Genomic DNA, 26,963 nt, shown 5'->3' on the forward strand with positions numbered 1-26,963 from the left:
AAATTTACTATAGTTGCTGAATTACTTGTACTACAGAACTATCTTTTTGTTGTTGTTCATTTAACTGTAATTCAACAACCACATTGCTTTTCTCAATATTGATTTTAACATTATTTATCACAGAGATGTATTTGTTTATTTTTTTATTTTCTTTTACTACTTGCTCTGCGCTCACTAGTAATCCTTCATCAATTAAACTGTTGATCTTTCTATACCCTGATGTTTGTGGCAGATCGCATTTTTTTATTATGTCTGCAATTATTTTTGATTCATCTGAAAGGAGTTCTAAAATTTTTTTCTTTTCAGGATCTCCAAATGCTTGTAATATGGTTGAAGTAATTTGAGGATCTTTAATTGTATACCAATTATTTTTAGACTTTTGTGATTTTGTTATGAATACACTTTCGAATATGTTTCTTTCAATACCATCTGCACCTTTGCCAAAAAATTCACGTAATACAATATCTAATTTTTCAAATTCTTCTATTGCTTGTCCAAATGAAATTCCAAATTTTTCAAAAACCCTGTCTTCAATTTTTTTAATAGTTTTTGATCCAAGTTGTTCTCTTATTGTCTTGTTTAGCGATTTTGCAATAAGTTGATCAAATCCTACCATGGTGTTCATACGTTAAGATTGTATATTAAATTTTTCAAATTTGGAAATTATTGAATCAAGACTTTGAAATTGTTCTATTTTAAACCGCATTTTGTATGATTTTCTGTACAAATGTCTTTTTTGTGCCTATTTTTTCATAAATGTGATATAGTTTTCAAAAAATGTTAAATACTTATTTCCACTTTTGGAAATGAGATGACTCCTCTTTCAGCAATTGTTGTAGATGATGATGCCGATATTAGAGAACTTATGGAAGAAATGTTGCCTATGATAAACATCAATGTTGTTGCAACTGGCATGAATGGTAATGATGCCATTCGTCTATATCGTGAAAAATCGCCCTCCCTGGTATTTTTAGATATCAATATGCCTGAATTAGATGGAATTACTGCACTACGAGAAATTAAACGAATTGATCCTGAATCTACCGTCATTATGGTTACTGGAAATACTGATTCTGATCTAGAATCAACATTACAAAGTTTAAACGCTAATGCGTTAATACGTAAGCCATTTAGTATTGAAAACATTGTTAAGATTATTGAAAACATCCAACAATCAAACACCATGATTATTCAAGATGCATGATATTGTTGTTACGATAATACATTTCTAAAATTAACTCAAGTTTGAAAAGTATTTACATCTAAAGTTATGATGTTAATATGATATGGGCTATGATGATTCATTACCTTCAATCCTTGTGAAATTTAAATTTAAAAATGAAAAGAAACCCAATGTCGCTCTTTTGACATATGAACAATATTCAAACATAAAGGATTTACCAATTACAGTAGAATGTAAAATTGTTAAAAATGAAAAAACAACATTATCAAAATCTGATGTTGAGGCTCTAAATAAAAAACTTCAAGATACATTTAGCAAATCAAAATCACATACAGACAAACTTTCTGAAAATTAATTATATTTAAGATATCTTCTAACAATCTAAATCCGTGCAACTTCTGTTTTGTATTTTTTACATCTTGGTCTTGTTCTTAAGCGATGATGGCAACAAGGACACCAAACTCCTTCATAACTAATCCACTGATCACATGCTTGACATCTTTTCTGTCCAATCTGATATCTTTTTCCTACTTTTGGTCTTTGTGCATGATACTCTTTGCATTTTCCAATGCATAATGGGCGTGGATCAGAGTTCCTTGACATTATGCCGTCTCTGAAATCCTTGGTCTGTAGTTCATATCTACTAGTTTGCAGATAGTGTGAATTTGTTCATCTAATTCCACTTTACAGTTTCCACATTCAAATTTTATTGGTTTTTTGCATACGGAACAGTTTTGTCTAATTTTTAGTTCTACGCCACATTTTCTACAACTTTCTATCCTCATTTGTTTTTCCTCCTACAATGCTGCGAGAACTTGTGACAAAAAACTCACAATTCTGTAACTTGTCTAGGGTGACAGTATGTTCTCGCATAGTATTGTTGTATTGTTTTTGAACATATGTTCTAGTCAGCTAATGAGCTTACTCCAATCTATCTTCAACCATTACTAACTATAATCATGAAAACACAACAAATCTCAAACTGGGATAAAATGGTTCATGCTCCATTCAAAAAGGTCGTAAAATTCGACCTTATCTGCATGGGTATTGGTGCAGTAATGGGGATGGGTATAGGTGCCTACTTTGTTGCTAGCGGAATCTTAGGCTAGCAACATACCACTTTTTCCACTAAAAATAACTCTAAAGATTTACCCAACAATTTCTCTTGCAATTCTTCCATGACATGAACATTTACAAAATCTATAAAAATCTCCATCATGTTCATTCTCACAAATATTGCAACCTTTTCCAGTAGCCATTTTTTCCATATTCCAATTTACAATATTTTTATTTTTTGTAAATTTTATTTTGATTCAATGAAAATTACCTCCACAAGATCATTATTGCTTCTTTTAGTTACAGTATCTCTACTTGCATTGTGAAAATTCTGTAGATGTGCTTTTCTAGTCTTTATTCCATATTCTCTACATAATCTGCAAAAGTAGGTTACCTGTCTTTGGGATCTAGGCATTGCTTGATTTTCATATTCTAAAATTGCAGTTTGCATATGGTGAAATAACAATCCAGATATTTTAATATTGTCATATTTATGACATATTGTCAGGTATAGACAGTTTATGCAAAATCTTTATATTTTGTTGAAAAATCATCAATCTGCAAAATACTTCTGCATGAAATGTCAAGCAAGATTTAACCTAAAAGAGGAACTCAATCATCCGTGTGGTTGAATTTAGATATCTTCGGCACATCTGAAACCTGAAAATAGCCATCTTTCATCTAATCTGAAAAAATTCCTGTAACTTCCACGAATTGACATTTTTGGTGTTCCAAATGAACCTCCTCTCAAAACTTTTTGATTCGTAAACCATTTGTCATTATATTCATCAAATCCCGTTTTGAATCCTGGATATCCTGTGAATTCTGATGATGTCCATTCCCATACATCCCCAATCATTTGCTGGCAACCTGAAGGACTTTTTCCTTCTGGATATGTTCCTATTTCAGTACATCCCCAATGATATGATTCAAGCAGATTGCATTTGTTCTCAGTTGGTTGATCATTTCCCCATGGGAAAATCATTTTTTCCTGTTTGTTTTCATCCCAACAAGCAGCTTTTTCCCACTCTGCTTCAGTTGGTAATCTTTTCCCTACCCATTTGCAATACGCATCAGCTTCATAGAAACTAACATGGCATACTGGCTCGTTTGGATTTATCTCTCTAATTCCTAAAAAGTCTCTGACATGCCATTTATCGTCAATTTTTTCCCAATACATTGGGGCTTTCCATTTGTTTGCTTTTACTTTTTCCCATCCATCTGATAACCAATACTTGTATGTTTCATATCCTCCATCTTCGATAAATTCCAAATACTGTTGGTTTGTAACTGGAAAAACATCTATCTTGTAATCGTTAAGGTAAACTTTGTGTTCTGGAAGCTCGATATCATAACAGAATTCTTTTCCATTAAATCCTATTGTGTATAAACCACCTTTTATTTCGACAGTTTGTTTTTCAACATTATTTTGTTTTTGAATTTGATTTTTTCTTACTGGTCTGTATTGTTCTGCAAGAAGATGTTGTAAATCATACACTAACAATTCTTGATGTTGACATTCATGATGAAATCCCATTATGATTAATCTAACTTCTTCATCATTCAAAGACTGAGTTTCAATAAATTTCTCTACTCTTTGATTGATTGTATTGAAATATTGAAAGATTTGATCAACTGTGGGTCTTGAACTCACTCCTCGTAATCCTTTATCCTGTGGAACTCCAAATTGCTGATAGTATGAATTAAGATATTCTGAAAATTCTTTTGAATAAAATTCGTAATCTTTGTCTAATTTACTCATAATTGCTTCATAAATCCAACTAACATGTCCTATGTGCCATTTTGGCGGGCTCATAAAAAATGCTGTTTGTACTACAAAATCGTCTTTCTCTAAAGTTTTTACTAATTCTAATGTTCTACTTCTGGTCTCTCTGAATTGTTCTAGAAGTGGTTTTCTTTCTTCCAATTGTGGATTGCTAGTCACAATCTATGATCATTTTTTTCCACTATTATATCTGACCATAATATGCTGCAAGAAGAAAAAATGTTGTCACATTTACTTTTGCATTAATGATGATGTTCTCTTTGTATCTGCTGAACCAACTGTGGATATTGACAAAACTGCGTACAAAATAATGGATATTTGTTCTATTGAAAATAACTAGTATCCTCTAGCAAAAATTGGAATTGATTTGCTTTGTTCACCGCAATACATGCATTTCAAACCAGTATTCTCACTACCAAATGGAATTACTCGTATGTCTGCCCCTGTCTCTTCTTTTATTGTTTCTTCACATTCTAATTTTCCGCACCAAGGAGCATTGAAGAATCCCCCTTTTTCTATTTGTGATTTAAATTCTGTATAATCTGAAACATTTTTTGTATTTTCTTTTGATTGTACTCGTGCATTTTCAAGCATGGTTTTTTGTATCTCGTCTAGAATTGAAAGAATCTTGTCTATCTCGCTAATTTCCAAGTTCATTTTTTCACGGTTGTATCTTTTTGCAACAACAATACTTTGTTTCTCAATGTCTTTTGGTCCTATTTCTATGCGTATAGGAACTCCTTTCATTTCCCAATCATTGAATTTGTAACCTGGTGATAGTCCCTGTCTATCATCTACTTGAATTCGAACATCTTTTGATTCTAATTTTTCTTGAATTTCTTTTACTTTTGGCAACACTATGTCTCTTCCTTCATCATTTCTATAAATTGGAACAATTACTACTTGTGTTGGAGCAACTTTAGGCGGTAAAACAAGACCTTGATCATCTCCATGAGCCATTATCATTGCGCCAATTAATCTCCATGAAACCCCCCATGACGTTTGCCATGCAAAGTGTTCTACATTATCTTTATCTGCAAATTTTACCTCAAATGGTTTTGAAAAATTCTGTCCTAAGAAATGTGATGTCCCCATTTGTAACGCTTTTCCATCTGGCATAATTGATTCCATTGTAGTAGTGTATACTGCTCCTACAAATTTTTCTTTTTCACTTTTCTTTCCCGTTGTAACTGGTATTGCTAATTCTTCTTCAACAGTATTTTTGTAAATATCTAAAATTTTCATAACTTCTTTTTCTGCCTCTTCTTGTGTAATGTGTACTGTGTGTCCTTCTTGCCACAAAAATTCTGATGTTCTTAGAAATGGTTTTGTTGCTTTGATTTCTGCACGCAATGCTGTATTCCAAAAATTAATTTTTAGAGGTAAGTCTCTCCAGCTTTGAATCCATTTTGAATATAATGTGTATGCTAATGTTTCAGATGTTGGTCTTAATGCTAATCTGTCTCCAATTTCATTTGTTCCTGAATGGGTTACCCAAAATACTTCAGGATTGAATCCTGCAAAGTGTTTTTGTTCTTTCCCTAATAGTGATTCGGGAATTAATACTGGAAGAAATCCATTTCTAATTCCATTTTTTGCAAATTTTTTATCAAACGTATTTTTTAATGACTCCCAAATGGAATATCCGTCTGGTCTGAGCACAATTAACCCTTTTACTGGTGCGTAATCTGCTAGTTTGGCTTTTAGTACAACTTGAGTATACCACTCACTAAAATCATCTTTTTTTGAAACTGTGATTCCCACATCTTCTTTACTCAAACTAAAATTCTCAGAATAAATTAACTAATGAGCCTTTCGTGAGAAATCTTTGATTATAATTTATCGCCTTTACAGAGTACTTGCCCTGTTACTCTGCTTTGGAAATTTGGACATACGAAACATTGGATAAAATGTATGTCGTCCTTCAAAACTGGGCATTCTACAAATTCTTGTTTCATTCTTTTGAGCATTTTTGGACTAACACCTTTCAACTTTAATTTTCCTTTATCGTCCATCATACCTGATGCTTTTAATTCTGCTTTGACATTATCTGGTAATTTTTGTCGTCCTTCTCTTTCTTTGATATCTACTTCGTATTTGTGTTCTAATTCGCCCATAACTATACCATTAACTCCGGTGATTTATTACTAGCGTTTTTTGGATCCCAAAAAAGTTTAAACTTTAATATAATTAGCAAATTTTTGCAAAACAGAAATCAATTGTTGGCAATTTTTGATGTTGAAGGTGTATTGTATGATGAAGAATACCTTCCAATTCTTGCAGAAAAACTCAACAAACAAGATGAAATTTGGGCAATTACAAAACAAGGAATTCAAGGAAAAATTAACTGGGAAGAAGGACTTCGAACTAGAGTTGCAGCTCTAAAAGGACTTGATGAAAAAATTTGTCAAGAAGTATCTGATGCATTGCCTATAATGACTGGTGCAAAAGAAGCATGTAGAGCATTAAAGGCTGCTGGTTGGAAATTGATGGCTGTTTCAGGTGGATTTACCTTGATGATGGACCGATTAAAAGAAGAATTAGAATTGGACTATGTTTATTCAAATGAATTAATTTTCAAAGACGGTAAACTCGATGGAGTAAAAATCAATGTAGATTCAGACAAATCAAAATCTGCAAGAATCAAAATCGAAGAATGGGGAGAAAAGAAAGAAAACATTGTATGTGTTGTAGATGGGGCAAATGATGTAAAGTTATTTGATATATGTGGATTGGGAATTGCGTACCGTGCACAAGATATAGTAAAAGATATGGCAACTACCACTTTGGAAGAAAAAGATCTTTCAAAAATCTTGGATATTATTAACAAACATTACAAATTAGAATTAGAAGCTCCGACTCCTGCATAAACAATTTTTTAGTCCATATGCTGACATACTATAATTGGAAATTACCCCTGTTCATATTGACAAAGAGATTGAACCTTCAGATGATATTTCTGAATTAATAATTTCTTCTAACCAAATTCAAGATGGAGATATTTTAGTAATTGCCCAAAAAATAATTTCAAAACAAGAAGGACGTTTAGTTGATCTGTCTACAGTAAAACCTTCATTGCTTTCTGAAGGAATTAGTTCTCAATATCAAAAAGATCCTAGAATAACTGAATTAATTTTATCTGAATCAAAACGAATCATTCGTATGAAAAATGGAATTTTAATTGTTGAGACCAATGATGGAACAATTTGTGCTAATGCTGGCATTGATGAAAGTAATGTAAAAGAAGGATATGCTACATTATTACCATTGAATTCTGATGTGTCTGCTAGAAACATACGTAAAAAAATTTTTGAACGTACAAAAAAAGATGTTGCTGTAATTATATCTGATACTTTTGGACGTCCCTTTAGAATGGGACAAACAAATTGCGCTATAGGTATTTCTGGTTTATCTCCGATAATTGATTATGAGGGAACTCAAGATACTTTTGGAAAAACTTTGCGAGTTACAGCAATTGCGATTGCTGATGAACTTTCTGCTGCATCTGAATTAGTAATGGGAAAAACATTGAAAACCCCTGTGGCAATAGTTCGTAATTATTCATTCCAGAAAGGTGAACATGAAATTAATGAATTAATTCGTCCTGAAGCTGAAGATCTTTTTAGATAATTCACTATTCTGATTCCATAAGATTATTACCTAAAGACGAAAAATTTCATTTGAAAATGCCGATAAATGCTGAATTACATTGTCATAACTCTTTTTCAAATTTTCATGTAGGTGATGATGAGCCTCCATATGATTGTGATATTTCGATACGAGATCAACTGGAGCGATCATATCATTTAGGGTTAGATGCAATTTTTGTTACCAATCATAATACTTTGGATGGCTATCATCAATTATTAGAATACAAAAATGATCATTTAAAATTCAAAAATATTGATGTTTTTCCTGCAGAAGAAATCACCACTGATACAGGTGCACATGTTTTAGCTTATGGAATACATGATGTGATATCTCCTGGTCTCTCTCTTGAGGAAGTTATTGATGAAGTTAAAAAACAAGATGGTGTTTCATCTGCTCCTCACCCATTTAGTTTACTTGATGCACTACGTGACAGTGCCAAAAAATGTGATATGGTGGAGGTCTTTAACAGCAATAATGTAGATATTTTATCTAATGCTCGTGCAACTGAATTTGCTTTAGATAATAATATGATTCAAGTTGCAGGAAGTGATTCTCATGTTTTGTCTACTCTTGGACGATGTGTCAATGTAATTGATTCTGAAAATAACCTTGATGATATTTTATCTTCTATGAAACATGGAAAAATAGAAATTTCTCAAACAGGTTATGCTCATCAAATTGAAACACTTGATCATTTACGATACAAAATTAATAATTCAAAAGAATATCTGATTGATTATATTTCTGAACATTATCCAAATGCAAAATGGCTTTTGACATTATTATTGAGAATTTATGATTCTAATCAAAATAGCCACATGTGGTCACTTTTTTACAAAATTGCAATTTATTTGATGAAGCGAATTTCACAAAAAATCAATTTTCAGAATCAAGATCCAAGTTTTATGAAAGATAGAAATCTTGCAACTATGTTCAAAATGGCATTGTAAGTAATAATTAATCTGAAAAACTCAAATAGATTTTAATATAACAAAACGCTTTTTTCAATTAGATAAGATGTCTGAATCAACAGAAAAAAAATTAGATGCTACTGGATTATTTTGTCCAGAACCTGTATTTCGGACAAAAATTGAAATTGAAAGAATGCAAGTTGGTGAGACATTAACTGTTTCTGCAGATGATCCTGCAGCTGAAGATGATATCTCTAGATGGGTAACAAGACAAGGTCATGAATTATTAGACATGTCTAAGAATGGAGATGTAATTACATTCCAAATTAAAAAGGTGAAATAACCAAAGTTATGACTACTGTAACTGACACCGATGTTTTGAATCGTGTAGGTAACACTCCTCTTGTAAAATTAGATTCTCTTTCACGTGATAATGTTGATTATTTTGCAAAACTAGAAGGACATAATCCATTTGGATCAGTAAAAGACAGAGCTGCATATTGGATGATAAAAGATGGTGAAGAAAAAGGAATTTTGACAAAAGGTAAGAGCATTATCATTGAACCAACTTCTGGAAATACTGGAATCGCTTTAACTGGAATCGCTAATTTGTTAGGATATAAAGTTGAGATAGTTATCCCTGAAAAGGCAAGTAATGAAACTAAAGATATTATTCGAAATTTAGGTGCCAAAGTCTTTGAAACAAGTGATGATTTGTGTCCAAAAGTTGGTGCAGGTACTGATCAAAGTATTGCACTTGCAACTTCTATTGCATCTTCAAGACCTGATACATACTATTCTCCTAATCAATATGCTAATGAAGCAAATTTCAAGGGTCACTACATTGGAACTGGACCAGAAATTTGGAGACAAACTGAAGGCAAAATAACTCATTTCTTTACTGGCGTGGGTACTGGTGGAACAATTACTGGAATTGGGGCATTTCTTAAAGAAAAAAACCCTAATGTGAAAATCATTGGATGTCAACCACAACAAAACCATCTCATTCAAGGATGGAGAAATTTTGAAGAATCTGCCAAACCTGATTTATTTTTGAAACGTGAGAACGTAGTTGATGATTGGGTCTCTGTTGATAATGAAGAAGCATTTTCTGTTGTAAAGGATGTTTTTGAAAAAGATCAACTTCTGATTAGTCCTTCTTCTGCTGCAGTTTATGCTTGTATGAAAAAATATCCTGTTGAAGAAAATGCATGCGTTGTTGGAATTTTTGCTGATGATGGACGAAAGTTCAAGAGTGTATATGCTAAACAAAATGTAATGTCTGAAGAAAGTTTTGAAAATTGCCTTAAAAATGCAAAACACATGTCTGAATTGGCATACTAGTTACCTAAAGTATCTTTCAAATACTTTTCATAAAACTCTCTAAAGTATGAATTCATGTCTCTCTCATGATGTAGACATTTGTTACTATGTTCTGTAATGTCATTTTTGATTTCTCTACTCCATTGACTCTGTTGTCTGTCTTTAGAATTAATAATTGATGGATTCTCCTTAATTTTTTCCATGATTTCAATTAATGATGATCCTAATTGTCGAAATTTACTAATCTGTAACAGGAACCTTTCTGATTCTTCTTTATTGGTAACTTTGATTAAAGAAAATACTTGATTATAGTACTCTAAAGCTTTATTGTTATATTCTTCAAAATTTTTAATTCTTTTTTGCCAATATTCTTTTGATGTTTTTTCTTCTACTTTGTAACTAAACTGAATCTTACTCAACTCCATTCCTAATTTTGCTAGTTTGTCGCTATGCTCTTTGATGGTTTTATGTCTATTTTCTGTATTTTTAGTCATGAAAATCAGTATATTTTGTATCAAAAAAGAGTTTAGATTTGTGAGTTATTCCAAGATTCAAAAGATTCTTTGGAATATTCTAATAAGCACTTTTCACAAAATGAATCCCATTCCCCAATTCCATTTTTTTTAAAATATTCTAATGTCCATTTGTATGGTGGTTTTTCTCTGTATTGAAATTGTTGAATTGTATAGATTTCTTTTTCAAAAAATTTCTTTAAACATTTTTTGCATTGTGCATTTTTCATTCTTGTTTGTCTGCACTTTCTGTTAGATACTTGTCTACATCAATTGCTGCCATACAACCAAATCCTGCGGCTGTGATTGCTTGTCTATAACTTCTATCATGTACATCTCCTGCTGCAAAAACTCCTTCAACATTAGTATGTGTTTTATTTTTTAATATTACGTATCCTTCTTCATCCAACTCGATTTGGTTTTTAAATAATTTTGTATTTGGTACATGTCCAATTGCAACAAAGAGACCTCCTACATCTAATGTTGATTCTTCATTTGTTTTGAGATTTTTTAAAACTGCTTGTTGCATTTTCTGATCTCCTTTGATATCAATTACAGCTGAATCCCAATGAAATTTTATTTTTTCATTACTTAGTGCTCTTTCTTGCATAACTTTACTTGCACGCAATTCATTTCTTCTATGAACCAAGTGAACAGTAGTTGCAAATTTTGTAAGAAAAGTTGCTTCTTCTATAGCTGAATCTCCTCCCCCAACCACAATTAATTCTTGATTTCTAAAAAATGGACCATCACATGTTGCACAATATGAAACACCTTTTCCACCAAATGTTTCCTCACCTTCTAATCCTAGTTTTCTAGGATTTGCCCCTGTTGCAATAATGACTGCACGACCTTCGTATTCTTCTGATGCTGTTAGAACTTTGAGTGGGTTGCGTCTAAAATCTACATCTACTGCTTCATCATCAATTATGGTTGTACCCATTCTTTGAGATTGTTTTCTCATATCAATCATCAAGTCTGGTCCCATAATCCCATTCTCAAATCCCGGATAGTTTTCAACCTCAGTTGTATTGACTAGTTGCCCTCCTGGTAATATTCCTGATAAAATTAATGTGTCATAACCTGCTCTGGAACAATAAATTCCTGCAGTATATCCTGATGGGCCTGCACCAATAATAATGACATCGAATTTTGTTTTCTTTTTGTCTGGCATTTTTGGATTATCATCATTTGTTTCAAGTACCGTTGCACCTGCATCTGCTGCCATCATAGTAATTCGTCTTTTAATTTCAATAATTTAAGTGAATATCCTTTCAATTAATCATCTTTCATTCTCATAAGAATTTGATCACATATTTTACGCATTTGAGAATCAGATCCTACACTTGAAATTTTTACTATGTCTGTAGTTGTAACAATACCTACGATCTCCCCATCTTCTAAAACTGGAAGTTTATGAATGGATTTTTCTTTCATGATTTCTGCAGCTTCCCAAACTGTTTCATTTGATTCTATTGTAATTAGAGGTGATGACATCACTTCAAAAATTTTTGTGTTTCTGGGTATTTTTTCAGCAACAATTTTGGTAACGAAATCCCTTTCTGTAACTATTCCTAATGTAGCAATTTTATCAACCACAATAACACAACCTACATTTTCCTGTTTCATTTTTTTTGCTACTTCTTCTAATGTCTCTGAAATTTTTACTGTTAGAACTTTCTTACTCATTATTTGACTTACAAATGTATTTTCCATGATATTTTGTAGTTTAGCAATTATATGATATGGATTTTAAATTATCATTTCTGAAAATCACTTAAGGAAATCAAAAGTTCTTTTAAATTCACTATTCTCTAATTTATAATATTATGATAAAAACTAAAAAAATTCTTGTCCCTTTAGATGGCTCTAAAAACTCAATTCGTGGTTTAGATATGGCTATTCACATAGCTAGGCAATCTCAAGGTGTAGTTGTTGGATTAACGATAAAATCTGTGCCTGGAGTTTATGCTATTCATCCACTTGGGTTTTTGGATTTTAATTCTTCTAAAGAAATGAAAAAAATTCTTGATGATGCAAAATTGAGGGCTGCCAAAAAAGGAATAAAATTAATTTCAAAAGCATTATCTGGTGATCCTGGATATGATATTGCACGATTTGCAAATAATAAAAAAAATAGAATTGATTTAGTTGTGATTGGGGCTCGTGGAAGAAGTTCTGCAAAGGAACTTTTCTTGGGTAGTGTTTCAAATTATGTATTACATAAATCAAAAAAACCTATACTTGTTGTAAAATGACTAAAATACCATTATACGTTATTGGATTGTCAAAAGATGAAACTGCTAATGAAATTTTAATGTCTAAATTTGGAGGTACATTAGAAAAAGTTCAATCTGTATTATCTGATATTATTGAGGCTAAAATTACTGTAAAATCCCAGAACAGTGAAGGGACTAGAACTCATTATGATGTTACTGCAATCGTAAAGACCTCAAAAAATCAACTTGTATACACTGAATCTGATTGGGATATTCTTAAAATCAGTGATGAGTTATGTAGAAAACTAGAAAGAGAAATGTCTAAGTATGATGATAAACGTCAGAGAGACAGTATACGTAAACGAGAAGTTTAGTTTTTAATGATAAGATCTTCAATGTGGTTAATTTGATTTCAATCGTTGGTAGTGGTAGAGTCGGAACATCAATTGCGTTTCTTTGTGCTTCTAACGCATTAGATGATGTCTTACTTGTCAATAAAAATAAGAAAAAAGCTCTTGGTGAATCCCTTGATGTTGCAAATGCAATTCCTGCAACTTCTAAATTCTCTATTCGTGGAACTGATGATTATTCTGAATTGGTTGGCTCGGACATTGTAGTAATTTCTGCAAGTGTTGGAGTGTACACTAAAGATCGAGCTGAAAACATAGATTTGCAAGTTAAAATGATAAAAGATATTGCAGAAAAAATCAAGCAATACTGTCCTTCTGCAATAATTTTACTGGTATCTAACCCTCTTGATGTTTTAACCTATTATTTTCAAAAGACAAGTGAATTTTCTAGATTCAAAGTGATTGGTATTGCATCTAGTCTTGATACTAGTAGATTTCGCTATCATATTTCTGAAACACTTTCTGTTCCACAATCCTCGATTTCCAATGCAATTGTTTTGGGTGAACATGGTGACTCTATGGTACCTGTTTTTTCTGGAGTTACTGTGGGTGGAAACCCACTATTTTCTATGATTGATAGTAGAGATTCCATAACTCGTGATGTGAGAAATTATTGGAAAACATTGCGAAATTTCAAGAGCAGATCTCAATTTGGTATTGCAAAAAATACATTTGATGTAATTGATGCTATCTTAAACAATAAAGAAATCATAGTTCCTGTATCTGTTGTTCTTGACGGAGAGTATGGGGAGTGTGATGTTGCTATGGGTGTTCCAGTAAAAATTAACAAGAATGGCGTATCTGAAATTCAACAAATTAAACTTGACGATACTGAGATTTCATCATTGAAAAAATCATCTGAAAAAATTCGTAATCATATAAAATCTGTTCACGAATGATCAATAATCTTTTTCAAATTGTCTTTGTGTTTATTACAAAATTTTTTATTTTTTAATTGTGAATTAAACAAATCTTTTTGCCAGTGTGCATTATACAGTCTACATTCTTTATCTTCACAGAATGCATCCCCTGTTTCGTAATACATGATCGCCTGTAAAAGATATCCTTCTGTAATTTCTGATAATCTTGGATCATTATATTCTAAGAATTCTCCTTTGTATTTTTCATTAATTTCGTCTAGTTTTTCTTCTGAAAAATTTGTCAATAATTCTAGATAGTATTCTTTAGGTTTTGCAGGGGCTTCTATTATTCCTGTAGTTGAAATTATTGAAGGATTTGTTCCAATTAATGCCCTTGCATGATATCTAAAATCACTTTCATCAAATGTACATGTTAGTTTATTTGTTAAAATTATGTGAAAGTTCTCTTGAGTTTGTTCTTCTATTGGAATAAATTTTGATATTGATTTTTGAAATTCAAATCCATCATAAAGAATTTTTTCTTTATTTTGTGAATAATCTATATTTTCTTTCTCTATTTGTATCTCTGATTCTGTTGGGATATGTTTTGAAAATGGTTTTTTTAATTCAAAAATTCTTGTGGCTGCGATTTCTTGAAACAATTCTTCATTTGTGTTCTCAAAAAAGTTCCTTCTCACTTCTACCCCTACATGAAATGTCTCTTTGAGAAATTTTTCTAATTTGTTTATTTGAATTTCTGGAACTGTAGGTTCATCATAAATGATAATTTTACTTGTTTTCAATATAGAAACAAATTTCTTTTTTGATAAATGCCTTTATGGTTATTGTCAAATTGATGAGAATTGGTTTATCATTGAACAATTAATTGAAATAACGATTGAAAATTATATGTTATTTTTGATTTTTGAGTATACAAAAACTCCGATGGCTACAAAACCTATCACAATCATGATCAGTCCTATCAACCACTCTTGTGAAAACCAATCAAAATTAGTTACAATCACAATACCAATTAGTATCGCTATGGCAACTCCTAATGAAAAAATTAGGATGTCCTTGTTCATCTTTTTACATTTTGAGATGCTGATATGTAGTTATGCATTTTGATCCATTCTCTACTATTTTTTCTTAAATTTTTGCAAGAATTTTCTTCTTTTTTGAATTAAACTCCTCTTGAGTGATCAATCCTTTTTCTTTTAATTCTCCAAGCTTTGTCAAAAGTTTCAAATATCTTTCGCCAGGATATTCTTCTCTGTATATCATTCCTGTGATGAATTTTTTGAACTTGTCAATAGGGCCTTTTGACTCCTTTAATCCATCTTTAGTAGCATTTTGAATAATTTTGGACGTTGATTTTGTTGAATTTTTCAGTCTATTCCAATACTCTGATGTTGATAATTGATCTTGAATTCTAGAAATTTTTTCATTAAGATTTTTTAATTGAATTTCTGTTTCTTTTCTTACTGTATCCTTTACTATTGTAGAATTTGTTGAAAATGATTTCTTGACCTCCTCAATTTCTTGATTAATTTTTGGAATATTTGATAGCAAAGGTTCTATTTCTGACTCATCAATTTTTTGATTCTTGATTTGCTTCATGATGTCAGTAAATTAGTTATGGATATAATCCATAACTAAGATGATTTAATTCTGAATTAAATCAACTCTATTTTCTCTTAGTGATGCCAAATGATGTGCATGATTAGTACATTTGTGAAATACAACTGGTTTTCACATGCGTTACAGGTATGATTTCATCAAACATGCTTCAAAAATAAAACATTCAGGCACAACAATAATTTGTAAGATATTCTTGTATTATCTTTCTAACTCTTTGATTTTTTCAGCTGCAATTTCTGCTGCTCTTTTTCCTGAATAAAGCATTGAACCAAAAGTAGGTCCCATTCTTGCTAATCCATGAGTTTCTGTGACTGACATTCCTGCTGCAATTAGTCCTGGGTATATTTCTCCTGTTTTGTGAACTACGTGTTCTTCACCATCGTTTACGAACATTGGTTCCATACCTTTCCATTCAGCTAGACCTCTGTCTACAAGTCTTTTTACTGCAACAGAGTCGTGACCTGATGCATCAATAATCACTTTAGCTTCAAATGCAACTGGATCAACACATGTAATGTTACGTGGTAATGCTGAAACTGGCATCCAGTTAACAACAATTCCTGCAACTCTTCCATTCTTTAGAACCAAGTCATCAAATTTTGTTAATTGTAAGAATTTTACTCCTGCATCACATGCACCTGCTATTAATTTTGATACTGCATGTGGACCTGGTGTCAAATACAATCCTTCTTGTACTTTTTTGTATGGAATACCTAACTCATCCCAAATTTTTTGTGCTGGTTCTCTAACTGTAACTGGATTCATCATGTAACCTCCTAACCAGTATCCTCCCCCTAGGTAGTTGTTTTGTTCAATAACTAGAACTTTGAAACCCAAGTTTGAAAGTTCTCTACTTGCAGTGAGTCCTGCTGGGCCTGCACCAATAATAATTACATCTGATTCTGCTCTGTCAATTAACACTTCATGAAATTCATTTGCGATAGCTTGTGTAATTTCAACTTCACGTACATCAGTAAATATCTTTGATGATTTTTCTGCTACAGTTGCTTCTTGCATGAAAAAATTCCAGTCTAGAACCCATTAATACTTTGCCACTTCTCAAAAACTTAGGATATACTAATTATTCCATATCTGTAAAATGATTATTCCCTCCTAATACAGGAAATATTGTACCAGCCTTGAAAGTTTGAGTCCTAAAACCTCCATTTCTCAAAAATTTATATCACAACAAAAAGAAATTTCCTTATATTGACAGTATCTGATCTTAAACAATCTGCAGCTGATTCTCCTAAACCTAAAATTAACTGGGCAAGAATTGAAGAGGCTGATAATTTTGCAAAAACTGTAAAATTATTCCGTCAAGGAAAATACGACGAAGATAGTTTTAGACGATTTAGACTTCAACATGGTGCATATGGTACTAGAATGACTAACGATTATGCTATGGTTAGAATTAAACTTCCTGCAGGTGAAATTTATCCTCATCAATTTGAAAAATTATCTCAACTAAGTGAACAATATTCTATTGGAAGTGCACATGTAACAACTAGAGAAAGTATCCAATTACACTGGGTGATTCTTGAAGACGTATCTGAAATTCTTCGTGGTCTTGCTGATGTAGGAATGACATCAAGAGAAGCATGTGGAAATAGTGTAAGAAATGTAATGTGTAGTCCTATGACGGGAGTTTGTCCTGATGAGGAGTTTGATTCAACTCCTTATGCACGTGCTACTGCACAATTCTTTTTGAGAAATCCTATGAGCCAAAATCTCCCTCGTAAATTCAAATTCACTTTCACATGCTGTGAGAAACATGGCATGGTAAGAATGGTTGATGTTGGATTAATTCCACAGATAAAAGAAATAGATGGAACTCCTCAAAGAGGATTCAAAGTATTCCTTGGTGGTGGATTGGGAAATAGATCATTTGTTGGACATCAATTAGAAGACTTTACTCCTGAAGAAGATTTACTTTACACTTCAATTGCTGTAGTGAAAATCTTTGATAGATTAGGAGATAGAAAAAACCTTGCAAGAAATAGAATGCGCTATCTTGTCAATGATATGGGATGGGAAAAATTCCAAAATCTTGTACTAAAAGAAAGAGCAGTAGTAAGAGCTACACAATCTGTAATTACACAACTTGATGTTGATCACACTCCTGATGAAATTAAACGCCCTATCAGAATAAGTGATGAAAGTGGAAGTGGAACTCCTGATGGTTATGCACGATGGCTAAAAACTAACACTGAATCCCAAAAACAATCTGATTACAAAACAGTCTATATCACTCTTGAAGCAGGAGATATCACTTCAAGTCAATTACATGCATTAGCTGACATTATTCGTAACTTTTCTTCTGAAGGTAAGGCACGTACTGGCTTTGTGCAAAACATTGCATTGCGTTATGTTCATGAAGATGATTTACCACGTTTGTATTCTAAACTCCTTGAAGTTGGTTTGGCAAAATCTGGTTCTCTTACCATGACTGCACCTATCGGATGCTCTGGTACAACCTCATGTAATCTGGCATTGACAAATTCTCATAGATTAGCCAAAGAAATTCAAAGAAAATTCTTAGACCTAAAACTTGATGAAGATGATGATTTACGTGATGCTTCTATCAAAATTAGCGGCTGTCCAAATTCTTGTGGCCAACATGGAATTGCAACAATAGGATTCTTTGGAGGTGGAGCTCGTCTTGGAAAAGACATGTATGCAAATTACCAAATGCTGCTGGGTGGACGTTCTGATGGTGATACGATGTTGGGACAAATTTGTCACAGAGTTCCTGCAAAAAGAGTAATTCCTGTAATCTTAAAAATTATTGAATTATTCAAAGAACACAAAAAACCTGATGACACTCTAAAGTCTTGGATTCATAGAATTGCAACTAACAGTGAAGACTCTGAAATTAAAACTCTAGCTGATATCAAAAAAGCAATTGAACCATTAACCATTCCTCCAACAAAAGAGGAGGATCCTGATTTCTATCTTGATTATGGCAGCGACACTAGTTACCATACTAAAACTGGAAAAGGTGAATGTGCTGCTTGACAGAATCTGGTGCCATTACAACTGATGTAGACTCTTTACGTTCAGAAATAAGAGACAAAAGTGTTCGAGTAATTGATGTAAGACGAGAAGGTGATTACAAAACAGATCATATCTCTGGTGCTGTAAATTTACCTTTGGCAAATCTTTTGTCCGATGATAGTCCTGAACGTGTTGCAAAACTAGTAAATTCAATGGGAATTGATGATGAAACTCGTGTTGTAGTCTATGATGATACATTTGGAGCATTAGCATCAAGAGTTGCATGGACTTTGGAGTATATTGGTCATTCAGATGTAAGTTTACTTGAAACCACTTATAGTAATTGGAAATCCCTTGGTTTGGAAAGTGATTCACAAACTCCTGAGATACAAAGCAAAGAACATTCTATAAAATTACAACCTGATATTTTGGCTACTTCTGATTATCTTGAAACTGCAAAACAACGTGATGATGTTATTTTGATTGATAATCGAGAGAGATTGAATTTCCTTGAACAACACATCCCTGGTGCAATCAGTTTACCTTATAGAACACTTGCATCTAGTGACAAAATTTTACGCCCAAAGGAGGATATGAAACGTTTGCTTGATAATCGTGGAATTACTGGTGACTCTGAAATTATTACTTATTGTGGTAGTGTAGGTACGCTTTCTGGATTGGCATATTATGCATTAAAGACTGCAGATCTACCTAATGCCAAACTCTATGTGCGTTCTTTCAAAGAATGGAAAAATCTTCAAAAACCCACTGCAAAACAAGAAGACGCAAATTATTGGGATCTTTCTGCTGAATAATTAAGAAATTTCGTTTCTGAGTTTTTTGGTAATTGTAACTTCTACGTTATCAAATAACACCAACATCTTTTCTTTATTTTCTGCAATGTAATCATTGCCTCTATCTTTTAGTCTAATTTTCCATAATCTGATTTCTCTATGTTCATCAAAGAAGTTTTCAATCATCTGTTCTCCAGATTTTTTAGGATCAATAAACTCATCAAATACTTCAATTGCTCTTTCTGCATTCTCTTCTTCTATTGCTTCTTTAGCATCTTGAATTGCTTGGCTTAATTCTTTTAGATTCTTTACAGGTTTTGGTAATTTCTTTCTTGTAATTCCAAACAATCCTTTCTTTTCTTTGCCCATTTTCTCTGCAACATTTGGTGCAAGATCATATACTGGAATTCTACTTAGACCGTCTCTCTTTTCATTTTGAACAATTAGTCCTTTTTCTAATAATTTTCTTAATGCATCTTCTGCATCTTTCTTATCGAGAAATGTTGTCCAAACAATTGATCCAATTGTGTGGTATCCTTGTCTAATTGATTCCAAAACTACAACTTCTTGAATTCTTTTGAACCCTTCTTCAATTCTAACATTGGCAAAATCTTTGTCCCTAATTGATTTTCTAGCATTCTTTACGTCAATTTCGATTGAACGTTTCAATGCTTCTAATGATTCTGGAACTTGATTCAATAATGACAAGAAACATGCTTTGTTATACCATGCCATTCCGTATGTTGGATCTGTTTCAATTGCTTTTTCAACTGAATCTAGGGCTTTTGAATAATTTTTTTGTTCATAATGTACTAATCCTTTCAGATTCCAAGCTTCAGGATTTGTAACGTCAATATCTAAAATTCTGTCATAAACTCTCAATGCCTCATGATGGTCATCAATATGGAACCTTGCATATCCTAATTTCAATAATGTCTCAACATTATCTGGATCGATTCTTAATGCTTGCTCAAATACTGTGATGGCTTCCTCAAGTTTTTCATCTGCCATCAAATTGACACCCTTCTTAAACAATCTCTTACGATTATAGTCAATATCTACTAGTGCGGTCTCTTCTGTCTTTTTTTCTACTTTAGACTCTTCTTCTTTTTCCTCTGATTTTTTCCCAAAAGGTTTCTTCACTAGCTCAAAATGCGCTTTTATCTAGATAAATACTATCCTCCATGAGCCTGAAAATTATTTGATTTAGAATCAATTTATGCGATCTAAATACAGAAATACTTGAAGTATAAACAAACGAATGTGTCATCTCCGTCTAAATTAGAAATCCAAGGTCAGGCACCCTTTAAACAGTCAGGTGTGTATGAGGCCCAAATCGCGATTGTTGGCAGTAGACCTTCAGATGCACAAATAAAATCAAAACAATTTACTTCCCTTTGGCGTGGTAATTTCCATCTTAGAGTAAAAGATGGAATTTTTTCTGAAACAATTGGTTCTCCAGAAAATCCAATTCCATCATCTGTGTTAGAATTAGAAACCGTTTGGATAGTTGTCACAGATCTATTCTCGTCATTGCATTCTGTATTTGATGTTCCATTATCAAAACCAAAATCTCAATCAACTACACCATCATCAACTGAAACTAAACCAAGTTCTGAAACTTCAAAACAAAAACGTACAACTAAAACTGGTACTAGTTATTCTGGTCTGCAAGGTACTCCTGGTGACAAAGGTCCACCTGGCCCACAAGGTCCTGAAGGTGACAAAGGTCCACAAGGTCCACCTGGACAAATAGGTCCACCCGGTGACAAAGGTCCTGAAGGTCCACAAGGTCCACCCGGTGACAAAGGTCCAACTGGAGATAAAGGTCCACCCGGTGACAAAGGAATTGCTGGAGATAAAGGGCTAACTGGAGATAAAGGAATTACTGGTGACAAAGGTGACAAAGGTGACAAAGGCATTCCTGGTCCAATTGGTGACAAAGGTGACAAAGGTGCAACAGGTCCAATTGGTGACAAAGGTCCAACTGGATTAAAAGGTCCAACTGGAGACAAGGGAGAAAAAGGTCCAACAGGTTCTCCTGGTGATAAAGGATTATCTGGATTAAGGGGTTCTCCTGGAGAAAAAGGTGACAAAGGTCCACAAGGTCCTCCTGGAGAAAAAGGATTAACAGGTCCAATTGGAACTCCCGGAGAAAAAGGTCCAACAGGACAAGCAGGTGTTCAAGGTGAAAAAGGAATTCAAGGCGCTCCAGGTCCTATCGGCGAAAAAGGTCCAATAGGTCCTATCGGCGAAAAAGGTCCAATAGGTCCACCAGGCCCACTTGGTGACAAAGGATTAACAGGCCCAACAGGTCCACCCGGTGACAAAGGTCCATTAGGTCCACCCGGTCCTATCGGAGAAAAAGGTGTTAGAGGAACTGAAGGTCCTATCGGAGAAAAAGGTCCACAAGGTCCACAAGGTCCAGCTGGTGCAAAAGGATTAACAGGTGTTCCTGGTCCACAGGGAGAAAAAGGAGAAAAAGGTCCATTAGGTCAACAGGGAGAAAAAGGTCAAACAGGCCCAACAGGTCCACCCGGTGACAAAGGTCCACAAGGTCCACAAGGCTCTCAAGGTGAAAGAGGAACAACAGGTCCATCAGGAGAAAAAGGTCCACAAGGTCCACAAGGAATTCAAGGTCCACAAGGAGAACGAGGTCCAACTGGTCCAATAGGTTCTATTGGTGAACAAGGTCCACGTGGAGAACAAGGTCCATTAGGTCCACCAGGTCCAAGAGGTCCACCAGGTCCACCCGGAGAAAAAGGTCCTGCAGGTGGAATGTCTTCTGAACAAAAAGCATTGTTTAAAGAAATGTTAGAAATACTAACTGAGAAAAATGTTATCAGTACTGAAGAACAAATTAAACTAATGAGCTATCTTTACTAGTTCTCTAAAAATTAAATTTCATTTTCAAAAAAAAATATTTTTAGTTAGAAAATAATTTTTTGAATAGTTTTCACTAACTGTTTTTAGAAAAATGGAAAACAATTCGCCTTGTGACGATTGTTAATTTTTTGACGAGTTTATCTTCGTCTTTTTGCTGCTGCTTTTCTCTTTGGAGCTGCCTTTCTTTTTGCGGCTTTTCTCTTTGGAGCTGCTTTTTTTGCTGCTGCTTTTCTCTTTGGAGCTGCCTTTCTTTTTGCGGCTTTTCTCTTTGGAGCTGCTTTTTTTGCTGCAGTCTTTCTTTTAGCTGCCTTTCTCTTTGGAGCTGCTTTTCTCTTTGGAGCTGCTTTTCTCTTTGGAGCGGCTTTTCGTTTAGCTGCCATGTGTTGATCGACATTTTCATTGTTTTTCAGTGGTTAAACTAAAGAAATTTACACAATTTGATTACAATTTCTCAAGTAGTTTTTTTTCAAAAAATTATTTTTGATCGTAAAATTTTCAGTAAACCCCTTCAGCTGATGGTCTTCTACCTTGCAACCAACTTGTTTTTCCACAAATTGTGCATTTGTATTTCCTTCTACGCTTGTATGTTGCCATTTCTGGAAGAAAAACTAGTTCTTGTTTTGTTTTTGTCATGCAAAATTTGCACCAACGATGTTCAAATTCTTGATCCATGTCAAACTTTTTTAAAATTATGTTCCTCGTTTTTTGATAATTGTTAACACATCCTCATCTTGTAGAATATGACTCAAACCAACTCTTTGTCCTCCAAACTTTACACTTTTTCCCCACACCAATCCGTATCTGAACTCTCTTTTCATTCTTCTATGTAACTTGTTACAAATATCTTCCACAGAATCTCCCTCTCTTGCAATTAATGGTTCTTTGAAATCTGTTTCACCCCCTTTTGGGCGCATGTATATTCTAATGAATTTTAATTTTTCATAGATTTTTTCTTTTAATATTTCTATATTGATGTCTGAATTTGCTGATACTTCAATTACATCTGATTTTATTTTTGTTTTCAAATCTTTTAGAAATTTTTTATCAACTAAATCAATTTTATTTAGAATTGTAAGTGCTTTTGAATAACTAATATTTCCTGCAATATGATCTGCTATTTGCTCTGATGTTATGTCTTCTCTAACAACAACACGTGCACTGACAATTCCGTAAAGGTGTAAAATATCTTTCAAATGTTTTTCTGTGATTTTTGTAAGTTTAACTTGTTGAGCAATTGCAATTCCACCCATTGCTGCTTTTTCAATTGTTATGTTTGGAGGAAGTTGGTTTAATCTGATTCCTATATTTCCTAACTCATTAACTAGAACGTCCTCATGATATGGCTGAAATACGTCTAAAACTAGTAGCACAAGATCTGCAGTTCTTGCCACAGATAGGATTCTTTTTCCTAATCCTTTTCCAGTGGATGCACCTTTAATGATTCCAGGTAAATCTAATACCTGAATTTTTGCTCCTCTATACTCCATCATTCCTGGCACTACTGTCAATGTTGTAAATTGGAATGCTCCTACTGCTGATTTTGCTCCTGTTAATTTATTGAGTAATGTTGATTTTCCAACACTTGGTAATCCAATGAACACAACTGTTGCATCACCTGTTCTCCTAACATCAAATCCATCTGATTTCATTCCAGATTTTTTTATAGCATTATCTTCTTGCTCTCTTTTGAGTTTTGCAATCTTTGCTTTTAGTAATCCAAGATGATGTTCTGTTGCTTTGTTAATCTGGGTTCTTGCCATTTCATCTTGAATGGCTTTAATTTTTTCAGGAATTCCCAATACTATTCACTACCTGCTAATTTCTTTTCAAATAAAATCGTATTATTTTTTTTAATTTTCTTTATTCTGCTAATTGGTATGGTCTGTAGGTTTTCTGATTGAACTAAAAATTCTGGCAACGTGGTTTCAACTGTTCTTTCAAAATTTCTGTAGAAAATTTTGTATGATTTAGATTCATCTGCAAATTTTGCTTTACTGAAAATCTCTTCAATAATTCCTTTTTTTGTCATATTTTGAATAAAATCACTGCATTAATGAACAATACGTATTTCTTTTTTGTTTCATACGTAGCAAATATTATTCAGTAGAAAAAACATCTGATGTGAAAAAAAGAACTTTTGCAGTAGATATTGATGGTACTATCACTGAAAATGGCGGTGGACGAATTCATCTGGATGCTTTAGAAGCATTAAGACGTCTTGTTAACATGGGTCATGATGTAATTTTTGTAACTGGCCGATCTTCTGTTGAAGGATTTTTACTTTCAGTATTTGGTGGCACAACAAAGGTTGCTGTAGGAGAAAATGGCGGTTGTATCACCCTTGATTCTAACGATCATATTTTGCTAGGTAATATCGACGAGTGCAAAAATGCTCTTGATGTTTTAAAAAATAACATGGAAAATGTAGAAGAAAAGTATGTTTTTCCTAGAATGACTGAGGTTGTTTTACAAAGAACATTTGATCTGGATCAGGCTAGAAAAATATTGTCTGAGCACAATATTGACGTTGAATTATCTGATAGTCAATATGCGTATCATATCAATTCCTCCGGAATTGACAAAGGAACTGGATTTACTGAAATTATGAAAAGATTTTCGATCTCAAAAGATGATGTTATAGCAATTGGTGATAGTGCAACTGATATTCCATTGTTCAAAGTAGCAAAAACAAGTATTGCTTTAGGTAATGCGTCTGATGCTGTAAAATCAGCGGCCACGATGACTGTCTCTGCACATGCAGGTGATGGAGTACTTGAAGCATTAGATAAATTAGCACCCATATTATCTGAGATATAGTATGACTTTCAAATCTATTATTGATGAAATTGAAAATAACATCAACAAAATTTTAGATGAACTTTCTATTTCTGACGTAAAGTTTTCTGTTGAACCTGCAAAACCTGGATTTGGTGATGTTAGCTCTAATGTCTCTTTTTTACTTGCAAAACAACTCAAAAAAAGCCCAAAAGAAATTTCTGAAATGTTATCTGAAAAATACTCTCAATGTACAAACACACTAGTTTTAAAATCTGAATCACATCCTTCTGGTTATCTAAATTTTTACGCTGATTGGCCAAAACTAAGCCAACTAATTTTATCTGAATCTAATCTACCTGAATTTGGAGATGTTGATATTGGAAAAAACTCCACAATTGTTGTAGAACACACTAGTGTAAATCCAAATAAAGCTCTTCACATTGGTCATATTCGCAATATCATTATTGGTGATACTGTTTCTAGAATTTTACAAAAAGCAAACTACAAAGTTAATGTCTTAAACTATGTTGATGATTCTGGTCTTCAAGTTGCAGACATTATTGTTGGGTTCAAACATTTTGGATTTGATGTTGAACCTCCAAAAGGGAAAAAATTTGATCATTATTGTGGTGATGATGTTTATGTCAAAACTACTGAAAAATATGAACAAGATTCTAGTTTGGAAGAAATCAGGAAAAATGTTCTCAAGGAATTAGAGGATGGAAATTCTGAAACTGCCCAATTTGCTGATAAAATAACACGTCGTGTACTATCAAATCAACTTGAAACGTGCTGGAATCTGTCTGTTTCTTATGATTGCTTGAATTTTGAATCTCAAATAATTCGCTCTGGATTATGGGATGGAATCTTTGAAAAACTCAAAGAAATGAAACTAGTAGAATTTGAAAATGATGGAAAAAATGCTGGATGTTGGGTTATTCGTGGCGATGATAAAGAAGAAGACAAAGTAATTGTTCGAAGTAATGGGACTGCTACCTATATTGCAAAAGATATTCCATATGCTGCCTGGAAATTAGGATTACTTGATGATCCATTCTATTATGAAAAATATGAAAAAGAACAACCAAATTCGCGTGTTTTATGGCAGACTACACTTGATGATAGTAATTCTGAACCTCAAAATTTTTCTGGTGATAAGGTGATCACAGTAATTGATTCGCGTCAGGCAAGATTACAAAAAATTATCACATCATTAATGGGCAAATTCAAATCGATTCCTGATGCATATGTTCATCTAGGATACGAATCTGTTACTCTAAGTTCTGATACTGCAAAAATTTTGGGATTAGAGACTGATGGTAAACAAGCACAAATGTCTGGAAGAAAAGGATTGTATGTTAATGCTGATTCTGTTTATGACTTACTAAAAGAAAAGACTACTGAGGAAACAAAGAAAAGACATCCTGAAATGAATGATTCTGAGATTGAACAAATTTCTCATGCTGTATCTGTTGCAACATTACGCTATGAAATGATAAAGCAAGATTTAGACAAAATTATTGCATTTGATTTGACAAAATCTCTTAGTTTGGAAGGTGATACTGCACCATACATCCAATACACTCATGCTAGAGCATCTAGAATTTTAGAAAAATCTGGAAAAACTCCTTCTATTGATGTTGATTTTTCTTTACTTCAAGAGCCATCTGAAATTGATTTGGTGAAAACAATTGGGCTTTTCAATTTGCAAGTTCGCGATGCTGCAAATAATTTGTCTCCAAAAGTAATCTCTAGGTATTGTCATGATTTGGCAGTTGCATTCAACTCTTTTTATGAAAAATCTAAGGTTCTTGATTTGGGTGATGAACAACTAGAAAATTCTCGTTTGTGTTTGGTTCATTCTTTTAAAATTACTATTGAAAAAACACTGAACCTATTGGGAATTACTGCTCCTGATAAGATGTAATGTCCCAGTGAGTGCACAACACGAATGCT

At 33.1% G+C, this 26,963-nt stretch carries 35 protein-coding genes; 15 read left to right on the top strand and 20 right to left on the bottom strand.

What is annotated here, in order from left to right; all coding sequences use genetic code 11:
• Positions 1-7: 7 nt before the first annotated feature.
• The gene (locus ACX12B_RS02690; RefSeq protein ID WP_459352517.1) at positions 8-625 is read right to left on the bottom strand and encodes a hypothetical protein; all 618 of its coding nucleotides are present in this window, start codon (positions 623-625) and stop codon (positions 8-10) included.
• A 186-nt stretch (positions 626-811) separates the two neighbouring features.
• Between ACX12B_RS02690 and ACX12B_RS02695 the strand changes: the two genes are divergently transcribed.
• The gene (locus tag ACX12B_RS02695; RefSeq protein WP_459352518.1) at positions 812-1,204 is read left to right on the top strand and encodes a response regulator; all 393 of its coding nucleotides are present in this window, start codon (positions 812-814) and stop codon (positions 1,202-1,204) included.
• A gap of 115 nt (positions 1,205-1,319) precedes the next feature.
• Positions 1,320-1,538, top strand: coding sequence for a hypothetical protein (locus ACX12B_RS02700; RefSeq protein WP_459352519.1), 219 nt, complete (start codon positions 1,320-1,322; stop codon positions 1,536-1,538).
• Between the two features lie 26 nt (positions 1,539-1,564).
• On the opposite strand, the gene ACX12B_RS02705 is transcribed toward ACX12B_RS02700, so the two are convergent.
• From ACX12B_RS02705 to ACX12B_RS02730, 6 genes are all read right to left on the bottom strand, one after another.
• Complete coding sequence (locus ACX12B_RS02705) at positions 1,565-1,786, bottom strand: hypothetical protein (RefSeq protein ID WP_459352520.1); 222 nt, start codon at positions 1,784-1,786, stop codon at positions 1,565-1,567.
• Positions 1,786-1,968 (bottom strand): hypothetical protein, encoded by a 183-nt coding sequence (locus ACX12B_RS02710; RefSeq protein ID WP_459352521.1) that lies wholly within the window; start codon positions 1,966-1,968, stop codon positions 1,786-1,788. The genes ACX12B_RS02705 and ACX12B_RS02710 overlap by 1 nt, the downstream gene beginning before the upstream one ends.
• Positions 1,969-2,486: 518 nt before the next feature.
• The gene (locus ACX12B_RS02715; protein WP_459352522.1) at positions 2,487-2,690 is read right to left on the bottom strand and encodes a hypothetical protein; all 204 of its coding nucleotides are present in this window, start codon (positions 2,688-2,690) and stop codon (positions 2,487-2,489) included.
• A gap of 183 nt (positions 2,691-2,873) precedes the next feature.
• Entirely contained in the window at positions 2,874-4,184 is a 1,311-nt protein-coding gene (gene egtB / locus ACX12B_RS02720) for an ergothioneine biosynthesis protein EgtB (protein ID WP_459352523.1), read from the bottom strand.
• Between the two features lie 177 nt (positions 4,185-4,361).
• A complete protein-coding gene (gene proS / locus ACX12B_RS02725; RefSeq protein WP_459352524.1) occupies positions 4,362-5,804 on the bottom strand; it encodes a proline--tRNA ligase in 1,443 nt (480 codons plus the stop codon).
• A gap of 53 nt (positions 5,805-5,857) precedes the next feature.
• Positions 5,858-6,142, bottom strand: coding sequence for a hypothetical protein (locus ACX12B_RS02730; RefSeq protein ID WP_428326730.1), 285 nt, complete (start codon positions 6,140-6,142; stop codon positions 5,858-5,860).
• Between the two features lie 102 nt (positions 6,143-6,244).
• Here ACX12B_RS02730 and serB point away from each other — a divergent pair, with 102 nt between their 5' ends.
• The 5 genes from serB (at position 6,245) to ACX12B_RS02755 (ending at position 9,931) form a co-directional block, all read left to right on the top strand.
• Positions 6,245-6,895 carry a phosphoserine phosphatase SerB gene (gene serB, locus ACX12B_RS02735; RefSeq protein ID WP_459352728.1) on the top strand — a complete coding sequence of 217 codons (651 nt, stop codon included), beginning with the start codon at positions 6,245-6,247 and terminating at the stop codon, positions 6,893-6,895.
• Positions 6,896-6,929: 34 nt separating this feature from the next.
• The gene (cofE, locus tag ACX12B_RS02740; RefSeq protein WP_459352525.1) at positions 6,930-7,655 is read left to right on the top strand and encodes a coenzyme F420-0:L-glutamate ligase; all 726 of its coding nucleotides are present in this window, start codon (positions 6,930-6,932) and stop codon (positions 7,653-7,655) included.
• 56 nt (positions 7,656-7,711) lie between these two features.
• Positions 7,712-8,626 carry a PHP-associated domain-containing protein gene (locus tag ACX12B_RS02745; RefSeq protein WP_459352526.1) on the top strand — a complete coding sequence of 305 codons (915 nt, stop codon included), beginning with the start codon at positions 7,712-7,714 and terminating at the stop codon, positions 8,624-8,626.
• A gap of 67 nt (positions 8,627-8,693) precedes the next feature.
• The gene (locus ACX12B_RS02750; protein ID WP_012215052.1) at positions 8,694-8,930 is read left to right on the top strand and encodes a sulfurtransferase TusA family protein; all 237 of its coding nucleotides are present in this window, start codon (positions 8,694-8,696) and stop codon (positions 8,928-8,930) included.
• 8 nt (positions 8,931-8,938) lie between these two features.
• A complete protein-coding gene (locus ACX12B_RS02755) occupies positions 8,939-9,931 on the top strand; it encodes a cysteine synthase family protein (protein ID WP_459352527.1) in 993 nt (330 codons plus the stop codon).
• Here the strand turns inward: ACX12B_RS02755 and ACX12B_RS02760 are convergent.
• Genes ACX12B_RS02760 through ACX12B_RS02775 form a run of 4 tightly spaced genes read right to left on the bottom strand, consistent with a single transcriptional unit; the run spans position 9,928 to position 12,138 of the window.
• Entirely contained in the window at positions 9,928-10,404 is a 477-nt protein-coding gene (locus ACX12B_RS02760) for a hypothetical protein (protein ID WP_459352528.1), read from the bottom strand. The two genes, ACX12B_RS02755 and ACX12B_RS02760, sit on opposite strands and share 4 nt — an antisense overlap.
• A gap of 32 nt (positions 10,405-10,436) precedes the next feature.
• Entirely contained in the window at positions 10,437-10,652 is a 216-nt protein-coding gene (locus ACX12B_RS02765; RefSeq protein WP_459352529.1) for a hypothetical protein, read from the bottom strand.
• A complete protein-coding gene (gene trxB, locus ACX12B_RS02770) occupies positions 10,649-11,653 on the bottom strand; it encodes a thioredoxin-disulfide reductase (protein ID WP_459352530.1) in 1,005 nt (334 codons plus the stop codon). Before trxB ends, ACX12B_RS02765 begins: the two co-directional genes overlap by 4 nt.
• A gap of 47 nt (positions 11,654-11,700) precedes the next feature.
• Positions 11,701-12,138: a CBS domain-containing protein gene (locus ACX12B_RS02775; RefSeq protein ID WP_459352531.1), complete on the bottom strand. Its 438-nt coding sequence runs from the start codon at positions 12,136-12,138 to the stop codon at positions 11,701-11,703.
• 110 nt (positions 12,139-12,248) lie between these two features.
• Between ACX12B_RS02775 and ACX12B_RS02780 the strand changes: the two genes are divergently transcribed.
• From ACX12B_RS02780 to ACX12B_RS02790, 3 genes are read left to right on the top strand one after another with little or no spacing between them, the layout of a single operon-like run.
• The gene (locus ACX12B_RS02780) at positions 12,249-12,680 is read left to right on the top strand and encodes a universal stress protein (RefSeq protein WP_459352729.1); all 432 of its coding nucleotides are present in this window, start codon (positions 12,249-12,251) and stop codon (positions 12,678-12,680) included.
• Entirely contained in the window at positions 12,677-13,015 is a 339-nt protein-coding gene (locus tag ACX12B_RS02785) for an HPF/RaiA family ribosome-associated protein (protein WP_459352532.1), read from the top strand. The genes ACX12B_RS02780 and ACX12B_RS02785 overlap by 4 nt, the downstream gene beginning before the upstream one ends.
• Before the next feature lie 32 nt (positions 13,016-13,047).
• Positions 13,048-13,950: a malate dehydrogenase gene (locus tag ACX12B_RS02790; RefSeq protein ID WP_459352533.1), complete on the top strand. Its 903-nt coding sequence runs from the start codon at positions 13,048-13,050 to the stop codon at positions 13,948-13,950.
• On the opposite strand, the gene ACX12B_RS02795 is transcribed toward ACX12B_RS02790, so the two are convergent.
• From ACX12B_RS02795 to ACX12B_RS02810, 4 genes are all read right to left on the bottom strand, one after another.
• The gene (locus tag ACX12B_RS02795) at positions 13,941-14,714 is read right to left on the bottom strand and encodes a DUF6775 family putative metallopeptidase (protein WP_459352534.1); all 774 of its coding nucleotides are present in this window, start codon (positions 14,712-14,714) and stop codon (positions 13,941-13,943) included. The two genes, ACX12B_RS02790 and ACX12B_RS02795, sit on opposite strands and share 10 nt — an antisense overlap.
• 102 nt (positions 14,715-14,816) lie before the next feature.
• A complete protein-coding gene (locus ACX12B_RS02800) occupies positions 14,817-14,996 on the bottom strand; it encodes a hypothetical protein (RefSeq protein WP_459352535.1) in 180 nt (59 codons plus the stop codon).
• 64 nt (positions 14,997-15,060) lie between these two features.
• Entirely contained in the window at positions 15,061-15,531 is a 471-nt protein-coding gene (locus ACX12B_RS02805) for an SHOCT domain-containing protein (protein ID WP_459352536.1), read from the bottom strand.
• Between the two features lie 219 nt (positions 15,532-15,750).
• Positions 15,751-16,569, bottom strand: coding sequence for a sulfide-dependent adenosine diphosphate thiazole synthase (locus ACX12B_RS02810; protein ID WP_459352537.1), 819 nt, complete (start codon positions 16,567-16,569; stop codon positions 15,751-15,753).
• Between the two features lie 192 nt (positions 16,570-16,761).
• Between ACX12B_RS02810 and ACX12B_RS02815 the strand changes: the two genes are divergently transcribed.
• Together ACX12B_RS02815 and ACX12B_RS02820 are read left to right on the top strand one after the other, a co-directional pair.
• Positions 16,762-18,570, top strand: coding sequence for a nitrite/sulfite reductase (locus tag ACX12B_RS02815; protein WP_459352538.1), 1,809 nt, complete (start codon positions 16,762-16,764; stop codon positions 18,568-18,570).
• Positions 18,567-19,364, top strand: coding sequence for a sulfurtransferase (locus tag ACX12B_RS02820; RefSeq protein WP_459352539.1), 798 nt, complete (start codon positions 18,567-18,569; stop codon positions 19,362-19,364). The genes ACX12B_RS02815 and ACX12B_RS02820 overlap by 4 nt, the downstream gene beginning before the upstream one ends.
• On the opposite strand, the gene ACX12B_RS02825 is transcribed toward ACX12B_RS02820, so the two are convergent.
• Complete coding sequence (locus tag ACX12B_RS02825) at positions 19,365-20,486, bottom strand: tetratricopeptide repeat protein (RefSeq protein ID WP_459352540.1); 1,122 nt, start codon at positions 20,484-20,486, stop codon at positions 19,365-19,367.
• A 120-nt stretch (positions 20,487-20,606) separates the two neighbouring features.
• On the opposite strand from ACX12B_RS02825, the gene ACX12B_RS02830 reads away from it, so the two are divergent.
• Entirely contained in the window at positions 20,607-22,229 is a 1,623-nt protein-coding gene (locus tag ACX12B_RS02830; RefSeq protein WP_459352541.1) for a collagen-like domain-containing protein, read from the top strand.
• A gap of 137 nt (positions 22,230-22,366) precedes the next feature.
• On the opposite strand, the gene ACX12B_RS02835 is transcribed toward ACX12B_RS02830, so the two are convergent.
• The 4 genes from ACX12B_RS02835 to ACX12B_RS02850 all read right to left on the bottom strand — a co-directional run bounded on the left by ACX12B_RS02835 (position 22,367) and on the right by ACX12B_RS02850 (position 24,258).
• Entirely contained in the window at positions 22,367-22,609 is a 243-nt protein-coding gene (locus tag ACX12B_RS02835; protein ID WP_459352542.1) for a hypothetical protein, read from the bottom strand.
• Between the two features lie 115 nt (positions 22,610-22,724).
• Complete coding sequence (locus ACX12B_RS02840) at positions 22,725-22,862, bottom strand: hypothetical protein (RefSeq protein WP_182126834.1); 138 nt, start codon at positions 22,860-22,862, stop codon at positions 22,725-22,727.
• 56 nt (positions 22,863-22,918) lie between these two features.
• On the bottom strand, positions 22,919-24,028 hold the full coding sequence (locus ACX12B_RS02845) for an OBG GTPase family GTP-binding protein (protein WP_459352543.1): 1,110 nt from the start codon (positions 24,026-24,028) through the stop codon (positions 22,919-22,921).
• A gap of 2 nt (positions 24,029-24,030) precedes the next feature.
• Positions 24,031-24,258, bottom strand: a complete 228-nt coding sequence (locus ACX12B_RS02850; RefSeq protein WP_459352544.1) for a DUF504 domain-containing protein — start codon at positions 24,256-24,258, stop codon at positions 24,031-24,033.
• 92 nt (positions 24,259-24,350) lie between these two features.
• Between ACX12B_RS02850 and ACX12B_RS02855 the strand changes: the two genes are divergently transcribed.
• Together ACX12B_RS02855 and ACX12B_RS02860 are read left to right on the top strand one after the other, a co-directional pair.
• On the top strand, positions 24,351-25,046 hold the full coding sequence (locus ACX12B_RS02855; RefSeq protein ID WP_459352545.1) for a phosphoglycolate phosphatase: 696 nt from the start codon (positions 24,351-24,353) through the stop codon (positions 25,044-25,046).
• A gap of 1 nt (position 25,047) precedes the next feature.
• On the top strand, positions 25,048-26,934 hold the full coding sequence (locus ACX12B_RS02860; RefSeq protein WP_459352546.1) for an arginine--tRNA ligase: 1,887 nt from the start codon (positions 25,048-25,050) through the stop codon (positions 26,932-26,934).
• Positions 26,935-26,963: the final 29 nt, after the last annotated feature.

The organism is Nitrosopumilus sp. S6 (genome assembly GCF_054515815.1).